The organism is Bacillota bacterium (genome assembly GCA_012518215.1).
Taxonomy (GTDB): Bacteria; Bacillota; Dethiobacteria; order DTU022; family PWGO01; genus JAAYSV01.
The window spans coordinates 48,642-67,683 of the sequence record JAAYSV010000049.1; the positions used below are offsets into that span (position 1 = coordinate 48,642).

At 49.0% G+C, this 19,042-nt stretch carries 14 protein-coding genes; 1 reads left to right on the forward strand and 13 read right to left on the reverse strand.

Features of this window, described 5'->3' with window-relative positions; genetic code table 11:
- Positions 1–205 precede the first annotated feature (205 nt).
- From GX364_07865 to GX364_07925, 13 genes are all read right to left on the reverse strand, one after another.
- Entirely contained in the window at positions 206–1,237 is a 1,032-nt protein-coding gene (locus GX364_07865; protein ID NLI70760.1) for a hypothetical protein, read from the reverse strand.
- 244 nt (positions 1,238–1,481) lie between these two features.
- The gene (locus GX364_07870; GenBank protein NLI70761.1) at positions 1,482–3,848 is read right to left on the reverse strand and encodes a glycosyltransferase; all 2,367 of its coding nucleotides are present in this window, start codon (positions 3,846–3,848) and stop codon (positions 1,482–1,484) included.
- A gap of 495 nt (positions 3,849–4,343) precedes the next feature.
- Complete coding sequence (locus tag GX364_07875) at positions 4,344–5,291, reverse strand: glycosidase (protein ID NLI70762.1); 948 nt, start codon at positions 5,289–5,291, stop codon at positions 4,344–4,346.
- Positions 5,292–5,557: 266 nt separating this feature from the next.
- A complete protein-coding gene (gene spoIVA / locus GX364_07880; protein NLI70763.1) occupies positions 5,558–7,036 on the reverse strand; it encodes a stage IV sporulation protein A in 1,479 nt (492 codons plus the stop codon).
- 182 nt (positions 7,037–7,218) lie between these two features.
- Positions 7,219–8,199 (reverse strand): NAD(P)H-dependent glycerol-3-phosphate dehydrogenase, encoded by a 981-nt coding sequence (locus tag GX364_07885; GenBank protein NLI70764.1) that lies wholly within the window; start codon positions 8,197–8,199, stop codon positions 7,219–7,221.
- 17 nt (positions 8,200–8,216) lie between these two features.
- Positions 8,217–8,840, reverse strand: coding sequence for a glycerol-3-phosphate 1-O-acyltransferase PlsY (gene plsY, locus GX364_07890; GenBank protein NLI70765.1), 624 nt, complete (start codon positions 8,838–8,840; stop codon positions 8,217–8,219).
- Positions 8,841–8,941: 101 nt separating this feature from the next.
- Complete coding sequence (locus GX364_07895) at positions 8,942–10,282, reverse strand: ribosome biogenesis GTPase Der (GenBank protein ID NLI70766.1); 1,341 nt, start codon at positions 10,280–10,282, stop codon at positions 8,942–8,944.
- Positions 10,275–11,648 (reverse strand): DUF512 domain-containing protein, encoded by a 1,374-nt coding sequence (locus GX364_07900; protein NLI70767.1) that lies wholly within the window; start codon positions 11,646–11,648, stop codon positions 10,275–10,277. The genes GX364_07895 and GX364_07900 overlap by 8 nt, the downstream gene beginning before the upstream one ends.
- Positions 11,649–11,906: 258 nt before the next feature.
- Positions 11,907–12,770 (reverse strand): dihydropteroate synthase, encoded by an 864-nt coding sequence (locus GX364_07905; GenBank protein ID NLI70768.1) that lies wholly within the window; start codon positions 12,768–12,770, stop codon positions 11,907–11,909.
- A 51-nt stretch (positions 12,771–12,821) separates the two neighbouring features.
- Positions 12,822–14,663, reverse strand: a complete 1,842-nt coding sequence (locus tag GX364_07910; protein ID NLI70769.1) for a DUF4445 domain-containing protein — start codon at positions 14,661–14,663, stop codon at positions 12,822–12,824.
- A gap of 91 nt (positions 14,664–14,754) precedes the next feature.
- A complete protein-coding gene (locus GX364_07915; GenBank protein NLI70770.1) occupies positions 14,755–15,912 on the reverse strand; it encodes a hypothetical protein in 1,158 nt (385 codons plus the stop codon).
- A gap of 42 nt (positions 15,913–15,954) precedes the next feature.
- Positions 15,955–16,557, reverse strand: a complete 603-nt coding sequence (locus GX364_07920; GenBank protein NLI70771.1) for a cobalamin-binding protein — start codon at positions 16,555–16,557, stop codon at positions 15,955–15,957.
- A 58-nt stretch (positions 16,558–16,615) separates the two neighbouring features.
- Positions 16,616–17,317: a DUF1638 domain-containing protein gene (locus GX364_07925; GenBank protein NLI70772.1), complete on the reverse strand. Its 702-nt coding sequence runs from the start codon at positions 17,315–17,317 to the stop codon at positions 16,616–16,618.
- A gap of 577 nt (positions 17,318–17,894) precedes the next feature.
- Between GX364_07925 and GX364_07930 the strand changes: the two genes are divergently transcribed.
- Complete coding sequence (locus tag GX364_07930; protein NLI70773.1) at positions 17,895–19,022, forward strand: HD-GYP domain-containing protein; 1,128 nt, start codon at positions 17,895–17,897, stop codon at positions 19,020–19,022.
- Positions 19,023–19,042: the final 20 nt, after the last annotated feature.

Here is a 19,042-nt window from a genome sequence, read left to right on the forward strand (position 1 = left end):
ATTTTGTATATTAGATATATTTCTCCATCTGTTCAACAATACCTGCAAAATGAATGCTCGATGGGGCGCTATTCTCATAGATTCAAGAGGATAAATAACCGGAAAGACCAATCAAAAAGGTGAACAGGGGGTCACTTTCTCATTATTGCATACGCCGGGTCTGATTTCCGGGAGCTGTCCCTTGCCGTGCAAGAGCCATGTGCTTTTATCCCGTAATGTTCTTGTATGATCGTACCCGGCAAGAGGGTAATTCCTCGAAGATGTCATCCATCAACTCCTCGTAACGCTCCTTCAACAGATTCCACAAGACAGAACTTTCTTCGACAAGGGATTTGAATTTCTTCGATTGAAAATAAAAACTGTAAGCCTGCTCGTTGGCATCCCACCACGACCGATAAAAGAATGCAAAGTCAGTTACTGCTCTATCCTCGCGGATTTGAGATGGCATTTCTCTTATCAAGTTTTCCATGGTCTCATGGGCAACCCCATAAATGAAAGCAATGGCCCTGTTCATGTGGGCAACAAATTTGATATAGGCATTGATACTGTCAAACAATTTTTCAAATCTCTGCCGATCTGGCTCTATCGGGGAATAAACACTTTTTCCGGGGCCGTTACCGTTCATGTACCGGGCCCGGTACCATAGCTGCAAAAAGGACTTGTATGCCTCGCGGTCTCCACACAGCGCACGGGAATATTTCTTTTTCATCTCCCCCGATAATTGGTACCACGGGCTGAAATATTTTGAGAGTGTCCATTCATAAACCGCAGCCATCTTCACAGGCGCAGCAATCCACTCCTGAACATGAAGAGGCAGCCTTGCCTGCAGGTATTTTTCGATCACTTCGCCGTAGTTTTGCATGCAATTGAAGGGATATTGTTTTGCCTTCTCCATGTTGCTACAGATCGGGGACAGGAAAAAGATGGTCTCCTGCCAGCAAGCAAGTAACGCCGTATAAAGTTCGGAATTGGCATTTGCCCGTATCTGCCATTTTTGCACCGGAAAGAGAGGCGTCTCCTCCCGTAGACGGTTGATATTCCTGGTACATGCTTCTAGGAGTTGACGGTAGCCTACCCCGTTTTTTATCGGAAAGCTATATTTGCCATCAAATATTGCAAAGCCAGGTGCAATGCTTTGTTCCGCCTGAAGAGTTTCGTTATCCCAGGCACCAAACAAATCGGATGTTTCCCGGTAAGGGTCAAAACTGATACCCGCTTCTTTGGTCATACCGCCCAAAAGGATCCCGTCCTTGGATTTTATGTTCTTTGCCAGATTGTTATTGTTTTATATAGGGTCGGTCTTTGAAATGATTGCCACGGTGTTTTTTCCGTTTTAACCGCACTATATATTCTATGATCGGAAAAATAAATTTAGACCACCAGAATGAATTATTCATCATCAGACATATTTTGAATGACAGGAGGCGGGGTTTCCCCCGCCTCCTGTCTGCACACAATCAATTTCAAATTAGCAACCGATATCAACTTCGGCTTTCTTCCAATTCTACTGTTTCTTCCTCTTCCTTCTCCTCCTTCTCTTTTCTTTCCCGGGATTCATTCAGTGCATGTTGATGCGCCAGTTGATGCATCCGATGCAATGATAGCAGGAATGACACTACCGACTCTCCCCCCTGGTTTTCATTGATACCCGCTGGCTGCAGCCCATCGAAACATCCGCCGGTAGAAAAATCATACAGTGGCTGGCGCACATCGTTGTTGCCAAAATACCAGTTGAAAGCCCACTCCATCCGCTCGCGCCAAACGGAATCGCCGGTCGTCAGATAGGCCTGATGGCAGGCGCCGATTATTGCTGAAGCCTCAAGCGGCCTCTGGTCAAAACGCGATTTTTCCTTTCCATTCATGTACCATTCCTGATCTCCGATAAATGAAGGATGACCGCCCACTTTATCTGTCTGTATTTCGATCAGCCATTCCAGAGTTTCCAATCCGCGATCGATCATCTCCTGTTTGTCAAGATATTGGCCGGCAGCGATCAAAGCTTCGGGCAGGCGGGGATTGTCATAGGTTACGGTATTTTCGCACCAGGGCCATTCCTCACTGGCTTTCTTGGAGAATTGATTGAAAAGCCGGCGGCTGAACCTGGTAACTGCCTTGTGCATCTGGGTCTCCCCTCCAAAACGTTCCAGATATCTCAAAGCGCCGATTATGATGTAGGACCATGCGCGGGGCGATTTGAATTTATGCGTTGATTCGATTAGCTGTTTGAATAGCCGTACGCTGAAACCTAACACCGCCTCCGTCGGCGGATAGGCAACTGCGTGACCCAGAGCCCATATCGCTCTGCCATGGGTCTCTTCAGACGTTCTTTCTTCAGACCATTCCCGGTTAAAAGATAGATGGCTTCTGATATTCCCCGTTTCAGGATCGAAAGCATTGTTGAGAAAACTTAAGTAGTTATTTAGCAAAGGCAGGATCGCCTCATCCCGGAATAGATTCCAGTTCATAACGGCAACTGCCAGAGCGCGGGCATTGTCATCCGTGCTATAACCATGCGAACGATCCGGGATGGTATAAACAGCATGATGGAAGAGTCCGGTATCGTCGGTAAGCATCTGCAACTGCCTCAGGTTAACCTCCGGTAGCACTATAGGCTCGGATAGAAAATTTGCTTCGGCAGGGTCTACAACCATCAAATCCCCGTAATCGTACAAAGCCTGCTCGAAAGCATTCATGTAAGCATTGGCCACCTCGCCCCAGACCATCTGTCGCCCGTATTCATACGCGTTTTTCCGAAGCCTGTTTCGCAAATTATCGTCTTCTATCAGCAATATCAATTTTTCCGCGATGGCCTTGCTGTCCTCGAAGGGGACCAGAATCCCCCGTTCATCACCGAGCAGATCATTTGCATAATGGTAGGGTGTGGAGATTATTGCCTTCCCCGCCGAGAGGGCAAAAGCCAGGGTACCGGAAGAAATCTGCTCTTTCCCCAGGTAAGGTGTTATATAGATATCGGCAGCTACCAGAAACTGTTTCAATTGTTCCAGGGAAACAAAGTGATTATGAAAAACAACATTGCGAGAAATTTTGTAGTCGCTGACCATCTTCTGCAGTGAATGACGGTACTTCTCCCCATATTTCTTTTTTATTTCAGGATGGGTAGCTCCCAGAATAATGAATATCACGTCGGGAAATTTCTCCACTACTCCCGGCAGGGCTTCTATGACATATTCAAGCCCCTTGTTGGCATGAAGGAGGCCGAAAGTCAAGATAACGGGCCGCCCCTCGGCATTGAACTGCCCCTTGTAATAAAACGGATCAAGAAATGGTACATCATGTACCCCATGATGGATCATCTCGATCTTCTGTTCAGGTACACCATAGACATCCTGCAGGATCTGCACTGCCTTGTCTGCCAGTACGATCAGCTTGGTCGAATAGGAACACACTTTTTGCAAGGTTTTCTTGTAAGAAGGAAGGGGATTCTCTGTAATGGTATGCAATGTTGTCACTACCGGTTTCTTGAGTTTCCCGAGTAAGTACAGAATGTAGCTTCCTTCCTCGCCTCCGCCGAATATACCATATTCATGCTGAAGATTCACTACATCTATCGGTGATAGATTTATGTAGTCGGCAGCACGACGATAATCTTCACGGTACCGCTCCCTGATGGCAAACGAAACCTCCTTGCTGTAGGGATACCCCTCAGGCACATTGTTCAAAGCTATCACTTGAAGCTCATTGTCCGGCTGATTCAAATCCTCGTTGCCGTTTATATTTTTGATGCTTTTATAAAGATCGGAGGTGAAAGTTGCTATGCCACATTTACGAGGGGGAAAAGTAGAAACGAAAGCTACCTTCAACGGTTTGTTCATTTCATTCATGGTCATCACAACATTTCTCCTTTCATTTAATATTTGGATACACCTGTACCGATGCTTGTCCCGCAAGACAATTTTCCCGTGGCCCGTCTGTTGTCTGATATATTATTGGATTACAATGTGGATTCAAAAATAAAATTTTTGATGTGGTCTTCATATAGATTAACATAGACAGGCTCCTTTTTCAACACCTCGCAGCAAAGATAAAATGTGATCAAAATATAGTCCATTTCACGTAACATCGGTCATGAATAGATATTCATGGCCATATTATCCCACTTTGTAACTCTCCTGGTGATCAGTATATATCCATATTTTAAGATACCCTTCAAAAGATATTTAATGCCTGATGGCACGGTTTTGCTGACCCGGTTTCTGTGCAAATTGCAAAATGGAATATAAAAAGGGGCCTTGTCAAAAGGCCCCCTCCATGCGGAAGAGTCATTCATTCAATTTATTTGAATCGAAGTTTATCGACCACTTTATATCGAATCAATCTTCACTTCAGGATTTGCTGGTAAGCAGAACATCGACCAGATCGTTTATATTTGCCGTGGCTACGCAGACAGTTGTATCGGCCGCACCGTAATACATCTTCAGATCCCCGGTCTGTTTGTCTACAATAACCCCGGTGGGAAATGTCACGCCGGGTACATCCCCCACGCGTTCGTAAGGCTCACGCGGTCCGAACACCCATTCATCAAGCCGACGGATGATTCTCCACGGTTCATCCAGATCCAGTAGCGCCAATCCGACACGGTAGAGATTGCCCGATGCGGTCGCACGAACACCATGATAGATGATAAGCCATCCCTCGGGCGTTTCGATTGGAGGCGGCCCCAACCCGACCTTGGAACAATCCCACCATCCCGGACGGACATCGAGCAAGATTTTATGATGGCCCCAACTTATCAGGTCAGGAGAGAATGCTATCCAGGCATGCGCTTCTCCCCTGATAATGGGACGGTGTATCAATACATAGTGGCCATTGATCAGGCGGGGAAAGAGCGAAGCATCTTTGTCTTCGGGGGGTAGCATGGTCCCCATGCGCCTGAAGTCCTTGAAATCCTTGGTCATGGCCAGAGAAACAACAGGGCCATCGGGTGAAAAAGAAACGTAGGTGATGGCAAATTCTTCACGTTCTTTTATCCAGACAATACGGGGATCCTCAACCCCCCATTGTTCCTCGTTGTGTTTTGGCTCCGGTTTGAGTGCAGGTAGATCATCAATGACCCAATTCGTAAGACCGTCCTTGCTGCGAGCTATGGTCAGATGCGAGAAGCCACGCATATCCTCAACTCTGACCAGTAGTAATGTTTCTCCATTGTACTGTATCGCTCCCGGATTGAATGTGGAATTGGCACAGTAGGGCCATTTTTCCGGGGTGAGGATGGGATTTTTGTCTGATCTTACGAAATAGTACTCGGGTTTTTGATGGACATAAGGGTTCATTTTTATCCTCCCGTTATATTACTAATAGCATTTATATAATTACAGGTATTATTCGTTTTCCCCTTCCAAAACACAAATATAATTTTCTTCACAATTGTTTTGAAACATTACCATATGCCATTGTTTTTCCAATATATGATTTCTTTCTGAAATGGTGTCCTTGAGTAAAACAGCAAGTACGCGCAAGACAGAATGAATGGCTCTACAATACCAAAAAGGGGGATCTTCACAGATCCCCCCGCTCCATCTACATTTGTGAGAACAGTTTAGAGAATTATGGCGATCAATCCGCCGCTACCTTCATTGACGATCTTCTCCAGGGTTTGTTGCAATTTTTCCTGGGCATTGGGTGGCATATTGCCCAATTTGGAAGTTATGCCGTCCTTTACCAGGTCGTGTAGCGATTTTCCGAATATCTCCGATTCCCACAATTTTTCCGGGTTCTCCTCGAACTCCGAAACGAGGTAGTTGACCAGATCTTCACTCTGCCTTTCGGAGCCCACCACCGGTGCTACTTCTGATTTGACGTCTACCCTGATCATATGCACGGAAGGAGCACTGGCTTTCAATCTAACCCCAAATCTTCCGCCATGCCTTATGATTTCTGGTTGATCAAGGGTCATTTCCTCGGCTACCGGAGGAACTACCCCGTAACCGATCTGCCTGACCTGGTCGAGAGCATCCTTCATCTTGTCATACTCTCTTTTGGCAAAGGAATAATCCCTGACGACATGCAGGATATCGGCATCGCCAACGATTTCTTCATCTGCATATTCGGACAAGATCTTCTGGAAAAGGCCCGGAACAATTTCTACATTGATCGTCGCCTCGCCCATTCCCAGATCCAGATCGGAAAGCGACGATTTTTCAATATAAACAAATTCCTCCAGGTTCCTGGCGATGTTCTCCACCTCTCTGACCTTGGTTACCGCTTCAAGGCTTTCCTGGATACAATCATCAAGGTTCTTCTTCAGCCAATGATCCACTTCCAGCACCTCAACCCAATCCGGCAATTGTACAAATACGTCCCTGACCGGGAATTCATAGAGTACCTCTTCGAGGATAACATTGATATCATTTTCCTTGAGGTACAACAGATTCAGTGCAATGACCGGTACCTCATATCTTTCAGCCAGTTCGTCCCTGAGCAGTTGTGCTTCCTCGCTCTGTGGCAGGGTGCAGTTCAGCAATATCACGAACGGTTTTCCGATTTCTTTGAGTTCGTTGATTACCCGCTCTTCCGCCTCCAGATAATTTTCACGCGGTATCTCGGCAATGCTTCCATCGGTGGTCACTACTATACCGATCGTGGAATGCTCGGTAACAACTTTTCGGGTTCCCAGTTCCGAAGCTTCCTCGAAAGGAATATCGTAATCAAACCACGGAGTGGAAACCATGCGCGGCCCCTCTTCATCTTCGTAACCCACCGCTCCCGGTACGGCATAACCTACACAATCGACAAAGCGAAATCTCATGAACAGATTCTCTTTGATTTCGATTTCCACCGCTTCATCCGGTACAAATTTTGGCTCTGTAGTCATGATCGTTTTTCCTGCACTTCCCTGGGGAAGTTCATCTCTAACGCGCTCAAGCTCATTGATATCTTCAATGTTTGGAAGGACAAATAACTCCATCGACTTGCGGATAAATGTAGATTTGCCGGTGCGCACCGGTCCCACTACCCCCAAATAAATGTCGCCTCCGGTTCGCCCAATAATGTCTCTGTAAAGATCATACTCCAAGATTTTATCCCTCCTTTTTACTGTTTTTGTAACCCAGGCATGGCCTAACAATACATTATATGAATATCTGTAAATTATATTTCTACTTTTACCAAATACGTATTGTTCTCCCCTTCCCGGGGACAGGCTACTTTTTAAAATAGATATGCAGGGAGTAGTACCATTTATGATAACTTTTTGGTATTTCAGGAAGCAATTATGTTAAATATTTTTTCGGGGCTTTCTCCTTCGAAGAGAATATGGAAGAGAATGTCTGTCACGGGGCTCTCAAGTTTCGCCTGGCGAAACAAGGCAAAAAGCGATCTGAGCGTTGAAACCCCTTCAAAGATAGTCTTTCTTCCGGATCTTATATCGGCAAGGGTTCTCCCTTTTCCCAATTCCTTGCCCAGAAAGCGATGGCGGCTGTAGGGGCTGCAACAATTGGCAAAAATATCCCCCAGGCAGGATCGGCCCGCAAAAGTCGCTGCCCGGGCCCCCATCGATCTGCCCAAAGAAACCGTCTCCCTGTACAGGGCGGCAAGAACATTCCCCCGGAGACTGTCTCCCAGATCCACTCCTTCGATGACCCCACTTGCCAGAGCTGCCACACTGGATACAGCCCCACCCAGTTCCATACCTATCATGTCCGGTTCGTGTTTGAGCCTGAAATCTTCGGTAACAAGAGATTCCTGGACCGCTTTCACCACCGGGGTATGGGTGGAGGAGATATTGAGAACCATGGGAACAAAATTTGCCAATTCCTCGGCATGCCCCGGGCCGGTGATGATAGCTGTTCCTTTTTTTGAATATGTTGGCAGCTCATCTTCAAGGACCACCGACAGTCGAAGGTGGGTCTCCGGTTCGAGGCTTTTTGAAGTGGAGACCACAAAAGTCCCGGGATCGAGATGGGGACGGATTTCGCGGATTATTCCCCTTGTGAATGCAGAGGGCACGGCGAGAATGATCATTTCTTTGCCTTTCACAGCTTCCTTCAGGCTCATGGTCGGCAATACCGATGAAGGTATCCTGACTTCCGGCAGATAGACCTCATTGCAGCGTTTCAAAACAATCGCCTCATAGGTTGCATCGGATCTCACCCAGAGAGCGATGGGGAAATTTTTTTTGGCGGAAAGAGCTACTGCAAGGGCCGTGCCCCAGCTTCCTGCTCCGATAATGCCAACACTCATCTTTTCAAAACATCCCCTTACGGGGACTTCTGTTTATCCCCGATCCTTGATTCGGTGCCGCTCACCAGCCGTTGGATGTTTTCCCGATGTTTGAAGACGACAATGGCAGCGATCCCTGTACCGAAAATGATATGCGCCATGAAAAAATTTGATGAATCGGTAAGATAGAGGATGAGAAAGGAAAGCGGAACCAGCAATGCACTGGCAATTGAACCCAACGAAACATAACGGGTGACCCCCACGATGATCACAAAAAATGCAAGGACAGCCAACGTGGGCAGAAAAAAACCGGGTACAGCCAGCAACACCCCCAGAGAGGTGGCCACCCCCTTTCCCCCTTTGAAACCTAGAAATACAGGGAAACAATGACCCACGATGACCAGGAAACCGGCCAGCAACATGACCGTTGTGCCCACCTTCAGGTGCTGCGCGGCCAGTACTGCCAGTGCCCCTTTACCGGTGTCCAGAAGCAGAACCAGAACGGCATAACGAGCACCCATCTTCCGGAGCACATTTGTGGCCCCGATATTGCCGCTGCCGAATCTCCGTATATCGATATTTTTGAACATCTTGCTGACGACCAGGCCAAAAGGAATGGAACCCAGTACATATGCCGATATCAATAGTAAAGCTTCGACCATTTTCCTTCACTCCATTCTAATTTACACCCACCACCGGGTGTGTCCCGCGCAAACTCACGCTTATTCGCTTGACCGCATCTGCTCGTTGCTCACCGTGTTATCTACCGGCCGCCATCTATTGCCTTTTTTGCTTTTACCATGAGCCGCAGGGGAACCCCCTCGAAACCAAAGGCTTCCCTCAGGCGATTTTCAATATAACGCAAGTATGAGTAATGCAGCAACCTGGCCTCGTTGACAAAGATTATGAATGTGGGAGGTTTTGTTTCCGGCTGGGTCATGTAAAGTATCCTGGCTTTCCGCCCTTTCCGGGTCGGCGGAGGGTTTACAAGCAGAACATCCTGAAGAAAATCATTGAGAATTGCGGTGGAAATTCTTTTCCTGCTCTCATCGTCAACCTTCACGATCATCTCGAAAAGTTTGCCGATACCACGTCCGGTTAGAACCGAAGTAAATTGGATCGGTGCATAATGGGCAAATGCAAACTCCCGATGAACTGTATCAATATATCGGCGCGCCATGCCCTTTTCGGCAGTCTTGACAAGATCCCATTTATTGAGGAGAAAGATGATCCCCTTTCCTGCCTCGTGTGCCATTCCAGCAATCCTCTGATCCTGTTCGGCAAACCCCTCGGATGCATCGAGCATTACGAGCACCACATCAGCCCGCCTTATCGCCTTTATCGAACGCAATACACTGTAATATTCCACATCTTCCTTGACCTTTGAGGGCCGTCGCAATCCGGCGGTGTCCACCAGCAAGAACTTCTTGCCCCCATGATCAACAAAAACGTCGATGGCATCGCGCGTCGTTCCCGGCTGCGGGGTAACGATCACCCTTTCCTCACCCAGGAGGGTGTTGATGAGGGAAGATTTCCCCACGTTGGGCCTTCCCACCACCGCCACCTTGATCAGGTTCTCCACTTCATCAATCTCCGCAAAATCTTCCGGTGGCAATTCTTCAAATATATGTTCCAGAAGATCCCCCGTCCCCAGGCCGTGAATCGCTGACACGGGAAACGGGTCGCCCAATCCCAGCTCGTAAAGCGGATAGCAACCCCATTCCCTATCCCCATGATCAACCTTGTTTGCCACCAGCAGTATTTTTTTCTTCGTTTTTCTCAGATAGGCAGCAATCTCGTGATCCAGTGAAGTCAGACCCTCGACAACATCGACAACAAAAACAATCAGGGATGCTTCTTCGATGGCTAGCTCGACCTGTCGGTGTACCTCTGTCTCGATGGAAGAACCATCAGCAAAAGTAACCCCGCCCGTATCGATGATGGTAATATTCCTTCCCAGCCAGTTTACCGTTCCATAAAGCCGATCTCTCGTCACCCCGGGCATCTGATCCTCGATGGCCGTACGCCGCCCGGTAAAACGATTGAACAATGTTGATTTACCGACGTTGGGCCTTCCCACGATAGCAACAACCGGTTCAAGCATGATCGGCCTTCCCCCTCCCGGCAAGCGCATTGATCACTTCCGACAGATTCTTCAACCCTGAAACAGGGATCAATTCCATGTCCAGTACAGCAGCCACATCCCGGAGGGAGCGATTGTCCAGAAAAACATCCTCATCATCTTTCAACATCACTCCGGGAAAGATAACCACCCTGTCCCGGTCCTGGCCCCGCAAGGTTTCGATCAGATCAAAGCCGGTCAGCAAGCCGGTAACGGTTACCATGGGACCAAAAAAACGGTTTTTGATTACCTCCAACCTTGTATCGAGGTTTGGTATCGTTTTCAAAATAGAAACCGGTAAAAGTATGGCATCCCTGGCTGCCACGCCGGTTAATAACGTAATTTTTAATTCATGGGAGAGGCGCAAATCCGGTCCCGAAGCAGACCATTCCTCGTATTCTTCCAGAAAGAGGCGCATCAACCCCACCCCGTTGTCGAGCTGTGGATAATCCTCGTATTCCGCATCGGAAGGAACAGGCATCCCGGCCAGCAGGTAAAATTCGTCAGCAAGAAAGACAAACCTTCTCCCCCTCTTCTTCAGGAAACGATCCTGCATGCCATGCACGAGCGACACAATTTCACGGGCCGCAGCCGCGGACATTGGCACCAGCGGAGTCAGCCTTTCCCGATATGCAGTCAAGCCCACGGGAACGACGGCCACGCTCTCCATGGCCGGCCCCAGCGAGGCCAGGTCATCGATTGTCTTCTTCAGTTCCGGCCCATCATTCCATGCCGGACAGACCACGATCTGCCCATGCAGATGGATTCCCGCCTCCGTGAGAATGCGCATCGTCTTCAGGCCTTCTCTTGCCTGCCGACTGCGCATCATCCTCTCTCTTAGATCGGGGGTGGTGGCATGAACGGAAACAAAGAGAGGTGAAATACGGTCACGAATGATCCTGCTGATATCCGTTGCAGCAAGGTTGTTCAGGGTGGTATAGTTGCCTTCAAGAAATGAAAGCCGGTAATCGTCGTCCTTGAAATTTACCGTCTTTCTCATTCCGGGAGGATTCTGATCGATGAAGCAGAAAATGCATTTGTTGTTGCATCTTCTGACCGCATCGATGGTCGGGGATGAAAACCCCAATCCCAGAGGCTCTCCGATATCCTTCTCGATCTTCAGTGACCATACCTGGCCATTCTCCTTCAAAATTTCAAGATCCAGTTCTTCGTGGGAGGCGGCAATCCGGTAATCGATGATATCATGCGGTGGACGGCCGTTGATGGCGATAAGGCGATCGCCAGGTACAACCCCCATTTCATCGGCCACGGACCCGGGTTGGACATGATTGATCAGAATTTCCTTTTCTTTTCCCTCACAAGAAACAACCATCCTGTTCTTCCCCATTCATTATGCCCTCTGCAATTGTTGGTTTTTCCAGAGCCTCTTTTTCCCTTCTCTTGATTATAGTTATTTTCTATATGCGCTGCAAATTCAGGAAGGGCCTAGATTTTCTATCGTTCCAGGGAAATGGCAGCCAACGCTATCACTCCCATGAAAGTTTCCATACGAAAAGGCGGGGCCAGAACCCCGCCCAGACAACCCGTTGAGCGTATATACAATACCCGGGGCCATTTCCTCCGCCCTGGGCTGAACATCTTTCCCCTATCCCCGCTGCCCCTTCGTTTCCTGACGGTAATGCCTGATATAATTCATGGCGTAATGATCCCGGCCACCGATGAGGTCAGCGCTCTTGACCGTGGCCATGGCTCCCTTCTGCCGCGGGTTGATGATGGGCAGATTCACTCCGGCAAAAACCGCCAACGCCAGAAAACTGTTGTTGAGCACCTCACGCATGGGTAGTCCGAAGGAAACATTGCTGGCACCCAGGGTCAAGTTGGAACCCCATTCCCGGCAAATCATCTCTATCGTGTCCAGGGTTACCAGTGCCGCCCCGGATTCTGCCCCCAGCGTGGTGACCAGGGGATCGAAGATGATGTCGTCCGGGTTCACACCTGCTTCCTGTCCGGCCTGAAGAATTTGCTCGGCCACCGAGAACCTTTCCTCGGCAATCATGGATATACCCTGTGAACCGAAACACAGAGCAATCACCGGTACATCATATTTGGCCGCCAAAGGTAGGATCGAGGACAGAGATTCTTCCTCTGCTGTCACACTGTTGATCAAGGGCCTGCCGGGGCAGGCATCGAGCGCCGCCTCGATAGCCCTGGCATTGGATGAGTCGATGACCACGGGGAGTCCTGAACTCTCGGCTACCGCTTGCACAGCCCGGGGTAGCAGTTCTTCCTCGTTGACTCCCGGCAGACCGACATTGACATCGATCAGTGTCGCCCCTTCTTCCTTCTGTTTCAGGGCCTCTTCTTTTACCGGATCCAGGTCGCCCTGCTTCAAAGATTCCGCCAGCACAGGTCTGCCAGTGGGATTGATCCTTTCTCCAATAACATGGGTAGCCCCCCCTGCCTGAAGAAAAATTTCTTTTTCCGTACCTTTCAGAATCGTTTTTGCCATCCACATGAGCTCCTTTCAGGAAAATTTTCTGCCAGGCTTGTTCCGAACATGTCAAGAAGGGAAGTTTACATGACCGGCAAATATTTTATAGAAACCGGGATAGGATGCCAGCTCCACGTGGCCCACCGATCCGGCTACCTGGTCAGCACGGTCAATTTCCCGTCTGGATATCAGTGCCCGGGCAGCACCAACACCGGCCGCATTGCCCACATGTGTTATTTTGCCCTTCAATTCCGGTGGTAGCAACCCGATCCGGACTGCACTATCCTGATTCATGTAATTGCCGAAAGCACCGGCCAGAAATACAGCATCGATATCATCGGTGCCAATGCCATATTCTTTGCAAATAACGGTAATCCCGGTCGCTATGGCCGCTTTGGCCAGTTGCAATTCTCTTATATCACCCTGCGTGATCAGGATAGGGTCACGTCCGGAGGCAGGTGGGCTTTCAGCGAGCACGAAAGCGTTGGCTCCTTCATGTTCAATGATCCGTCCGGCCAGTTGCGAATCGTTTTTCGCAACTGGCTCCCCTGCCGAAAGTATCTTGCCTCGATGGTTTACCAGCCCCCTGTCCAGGAGAACGGCGACAGCATCGATCAATCCGGAACCGCAAATTCCAACTGGCTCGCCGCCCCCGATCACGCTATACTTTAACCGTTGGTCAAAAAAAACCCTGTCAATGGCCCCCTCCGCAGCCCTCATTCCCCTGCTGATCTGTGCACCCTCAAAGGCAGGCCCGGCAGCTGCAGAACAGGCCAGCAACTTTTCTTTTCCCCCCACTACCACCTCGCCGTTGGTACCGATATCCACGGCCAGGTTGATCTTCCCGGAACGATCCATCCCCGTGCCAAGTATCATTGATACTGCATCTGAACCCACAAATCCAGCTATATTGGGAAGCACAAATATTCTTCCGGCCCTGTTCAGGAGAAGGCCCACTTCCCCGGGATCCACCGATACCCCTTCTTGTATAGCGGCAACATAAGGGCTGGCGGCAAGGGAAGCCGGACTGATCCCCAGGAAAATATGCTGCATGCAGGTATTGCCTACCACCGTGGCCACGTAAATATTTTCCTGCCCGAGGCCAACTTCCCTGACCAGTATCCTCAGCAACTCGTTCAGCGAACCAAGGACAAGGGCTTGCAATTCAGGCAGCGCTTTTTCATCACGGCGGATATAATCTATCCTCGAGATCAGATCGGCGCCACGGGCAGCCTGGGCATTCAGAACGGCCGCCTCGGACAACAGCTTGCCACTGGCGAGATCATAAAGATAGCCGGCAACAGTGGTGGTTCCTATATCAATGGCAACGCCAAGATTGATGGAGACCGTGTTGCCTGCCTCCACACCCCGGATTGCGCAGCCGTCTTTTATCACGGTAACACGAAAATTTTCTTCCCGCAGTACTCCAGGCAACTTCCGATACACGGAAAGGGGCAGCATTTTTGATCTCTGCCCCCGGGAACAACGTCGTAGCCTTTCACTGTCAGAGGCCTGATCTTCGAGGTCAGGAGGAGAAAGCTGAAGGTATTCCTTGCGCAATGCCGGTTCCGGAACAAGATCCGGTTCCGGGCCTTTGAACCGCCCCTTTTCCTTTGCCGCCAGGGACTGTTCAGGCAGAATCACCCGCATATCTCTATCAACAATGGTAGAGCAGGCCAGGCGGTACCCCTGCTCCAGATCCGAGGAACTCAGGTGGGAACGCTCTGCCACCGTGGGTTTGCCTGCCCCGTCGGCGATCAAAACCTTGCATTTCCCGCATTTTCCCGAACCGCCGCAGACAGTTTCCAATTCCAAACCGGCATCCCGGGCAACTTCATCAAGTCTGCTCCCCTGCCTGACCTTGATCGTCTTCTTTCCAGGTTCAAAAACAACTTTCTTGAAATCGCCCACAATATTTTTACCTCCGGGTTCTGATCAACTATTTCCCGGAACGGTCAAGCCACGTTTTTTTCCGGGGAAAAGGGTCTGATCGGGCAAGAAACTACCCCCGTATGGGATAAACGCCGTGTCGATGTACCGATTGCAACATCGCTTTCACGTTTTCCGGTTTGGAATCAACAGGGACTGTACAACCTGAGCTGAGGATAAAGCCCCCGTCGGAACCGACTTCCCGGAAAAGTTTCCGGCAGTAATCCTCTACCTCCTCGGGCTGACCCAACTTGAGCATGGTAGCCGGAACATCGCCCATGATACACATATGCCCATCGAGAACTTTTTTCGCTTCAAAGATATCGGTTACCCCATCCAGGTTGAGGACACATTTTCCCCGCGGAAATTCTTTGAAATAATGAAGGAAAGGAGTCCAGTCGCTGTCCAGATGCAATACTGGAGTAATATTCTTGCTAACATAGTATTCACACATCTCCAACCATTCCGGAAGAGCAAATTTCTCGAATTGCTTGGGGTTGATGGCAGAAGCACTGGTCCTTGTTCCCCCCATGAATACCCGGGGTATCCCGGAAAGCCTGGAGAGGATCAATCCCAGGGGTTTGAACAGTTTTATGAACTCCTTCGAGACTGCCTGAATATCTTCCGGATAACGATAAAGATCCATGATATAATCCGTAAATGAACGCAAGCCGAGGGAAATCCATTCCATCGGGGTAAAGGACAGATTGGGGCCTACCAGGAAAACAACGTCTTTTTTTCGCCAGGCACGGGTTGAACGTTTGAACTGCAGCCCGAAGGATATCAGCTTGCCCATCTGTTTTACCAACCTGGAGGGGCTGGCCATGATGGGATTGTGTTCACGCAATTTGCCCAGCATCCAGCGCATACCGCCTTTTTTCACCACATCCTTGTATTCCTCGGGTTCCATGACCGTTTCTTCCACGAATTGCCAGAGGGCATCTTCGGGATATCCATCAATGCCGGGAAGCATGGGTGGAACCAAAAAAATCAAACTCATCATCGGCCCCATACCGGCGTACGAAAGATTCATGCCATCGATTGCCCCAAGGTCTTCGATGGTTTTTTCCAGGGCCCTGTCAGCTTTCTTCAAATCAAACAGCATTTCATGCTGTGTTATACCGCCATACCGGCTGGAGAACATATCCAGGATGGGCACTACCGGTACCCGATCGGGTTTTCCAAGCTTGATCGCGGTATTGATCCTTTCTTCAGACGTCATCCGAGCCATTTTCTCGCATCTCCCTTGCTTGTATTGGGTTCATTATTGCGTCTATTGTTGGTAAGAATTGGCCAGCCGTACCGCTTCGGTAGCATCTTTGCCGTAAGCATCGGCACCACAGTAATCGACGACAGCCTCATCCACCGGTGCCCCCCCGATCATGATTTTCACCTGCTCCCGAAGTCCCGCTTCCTCCACCCTGTCAATAGTTTCTTTCATGGATTCAAAGGCAACCGTGAGAAGAGCGGAAAGCCCAAGGATCCGGGCACCGGTTTCTTCCAATTTTTGCACAAATGCTTCCGGTTTCACATCTTCACCCAGGTCATAGACATCATAACCCTCACACCTGAGCAGTGAAACCACGATATTTTTGCCAATATAGTGAATATCCCCCTGAACCGTGCCGATGACCACTTTCCCTTTCTTCTCTCCGGTACCCCCCGCTTCCAGGCGAGGAACGATCAGCTCCATGGCTTGATTGAAAACCTCCGCTGACATGATCAGTTCGGACAAAAAATATTCCTTTTTTTCAAAACGTTCGCCTATTGCAGACATGGCCTCCCGCAAAGCTTCCACCAGGTCCAGGGGTTCCGCCCCCTCCGACAACAGCCTCCTGACCTCGTCCAGGGTTGGTTCTTCCTCTACTGCGATCATGAATTCTTTCAACTTTTCCACTTCTTTTCTCCCCTTTCATTGTTGTTTCGGTGCAGGTTCAATTGCCCAAAAAGTGTTCCAGTGCCGAACTTTCACCGGGTTTTACCACAACAAATTCCCTCCCCCACTCTCCGGCAAACATCTTTTTCACAAGTCTTGCAGAACCGCTGATCTCTTCATATTTCAGCTGAAATAAACCCGCCATCTTCCGCGCATAGCAACGGTAATCATCCACCTTGTGGAGGCCTGTATCGATCAGGGCCAGGCGCCTGTAATTTGCCATCGAAGTTTTGAAAAGTTCCCGTGCTCTTTCCTCTCCCCAGAGACGCACGGCGCGTTCAAATTCATGAAAAGGTGTAGCCTCCGCTTTCGCCCACCCTCCGGTAAGATAACATGTCCCCGGCTCATGAAACAACTGCTCCCTGTGAGCTTTCCGTGAACCAAGAAAAATGCCGATGCAATCGTCCACCCGGGGGATCACAAGCGTGCAGTTTTGAGCCGCCCTGATTCCCACCAGGGCCTGAGCGCACAGGCCAAACCCAAGAAGAATGTCGAGATGGGACCCCCTGTCAGCGTACATTTCAGACAGTTCATCGATATTGTTTTGCAGGATGGTTCGCAGCCGACGGGGGGAAACATGCCCTTCAGGATCTATGGTACGCCGGATCATATCCCCCGAAATCAAAGTTGATATCTCTTCCATCACAACAGCGCAAGCAATGACGGCAATTCTTTTCTCTTCAGTGTCCAGGGAGCTCACCCCATGCCTGTTTTGCTCATTTTGGAGAAAATGGTTGACTTACAGCCCCGAAATTTCGAAATGAACGGAACGGAAATAGTTTAGTACAGAATCAACTGTTTCCAATGAAAAGTATATATTCACAACCAAATATTTTCAAGGTGGATTGACCAAAAAATAAAGGCAATGCCCCCGATGAAATTCCCTGCCATGGCTACCGGAAATTTTCCCCATTGAAAACCGCACTTGCAATCTGCAACGTTGACATCAACGATATCCATGATTTCAATCTTCATGGATAGAATTGACGGGTGCTGTACATGAATTCCCGTGCATGAACAACGGGAGTATACTGAAGCCCCTCCTCACCTTCAACTTTCAAGCCGGGAAAAGCTTGCCTGTATTTTTTTTCATGAATGGTTTCAAAATATTTATCTTGCCGAATACTTTCCACGGAATTATACTGTACCTGGTTAGAGGTATTTTTGTTGAAGGTATCGGAACCTTCTCTATTTTCCAAACCGTCCAAACAAATCTTTTGCTTTGTCTCCAATTATGTTAATATTATTGGGAAAGATGAACTAATGGAGAATAATCCATGAGACGCATTGATACCAACAAACTCAAACCTGGCATGATCGTAGCTCGGACAATATTCAGCCCCACCGGCGAACCCCTCCTGAAACCAGGTATAGAGCTAAAAAATCATTATATCAACAATTTGAAAAGGCTCGGGATCAACAATGTTTACATCCGTGATGAACGGCTCGAAGGGGTCGAATACAGTGATGTCGTCTCCGATGAGAGCAGGTTGGAAGCTAAAAGAATAATCTACGATTATTTCTCTGTCAAGGAACGTTTCAAGTTCCTGGGTGACCTTGAAAAATCCTTGATCAAAACCGCTGACAGGATAGTGAATGAGATATTGAACAGGAAGGAAATTGTTCTCAATCTTCAGGATATCAAATCTTCCGATAGCTATACGTATGACCACTGTGTCAACGTATGCATCCTCTCTGTTATTGCCGGCATGAAGTTGAATTTATCCAGGGATGAACTGGTCCAGATCGCATTGGGTTCCTCCATCCATGATATTGGCAAGCTGGATATACCCGGCGATATATTGAATAAACCGACAGTGCTTACCAGGGAAGAATTCAGCATCGTCAAGGAACATACCCGAAAAGGTTATGAACGGTTTCAGAGGGGTTCCTTCACCTCCGAAGCGGTGGGAAACATAATTCTACAACATCACGAGAGACATGCGGGGCATGGTTACCCATTTGGCTTGAAAGGCAAGGAAATTGATCGCATGGCACAGATAGTCTCCATTGCGGATGTATACGATGCCCTCACCTCTACCCGCCCTTACCGCAAAGCCTACTACCCTCACAATGCCGTTGAAATGTTTCTTTCGGTGGGCGGTGTCGACTTCAATATTGATGTGCTCAACGCTTTCCTTTCCTTCATTCCTTCTTTTCCGGTCGGGACACACGTGGTATTGAACAATCAGGAAAGCGGCCTGGTGATCAACAACACCCCCGGGTTTTCCACCCGCCCCACCGTAAGGATCCTTTATGAAGGCCCCGACCTGACCCCCCACCATTCCCCATACGAGGTCAGCCTTGTGGAGAACACGGGCCTGGTCGTCGCTGGTATGATCGATGGAGAAGGCATCTATCAGCACTTGAGATCCGTCCCCACCAACCGTGAAACTACCTCCTGAAAAATGACAATACCCGTTGG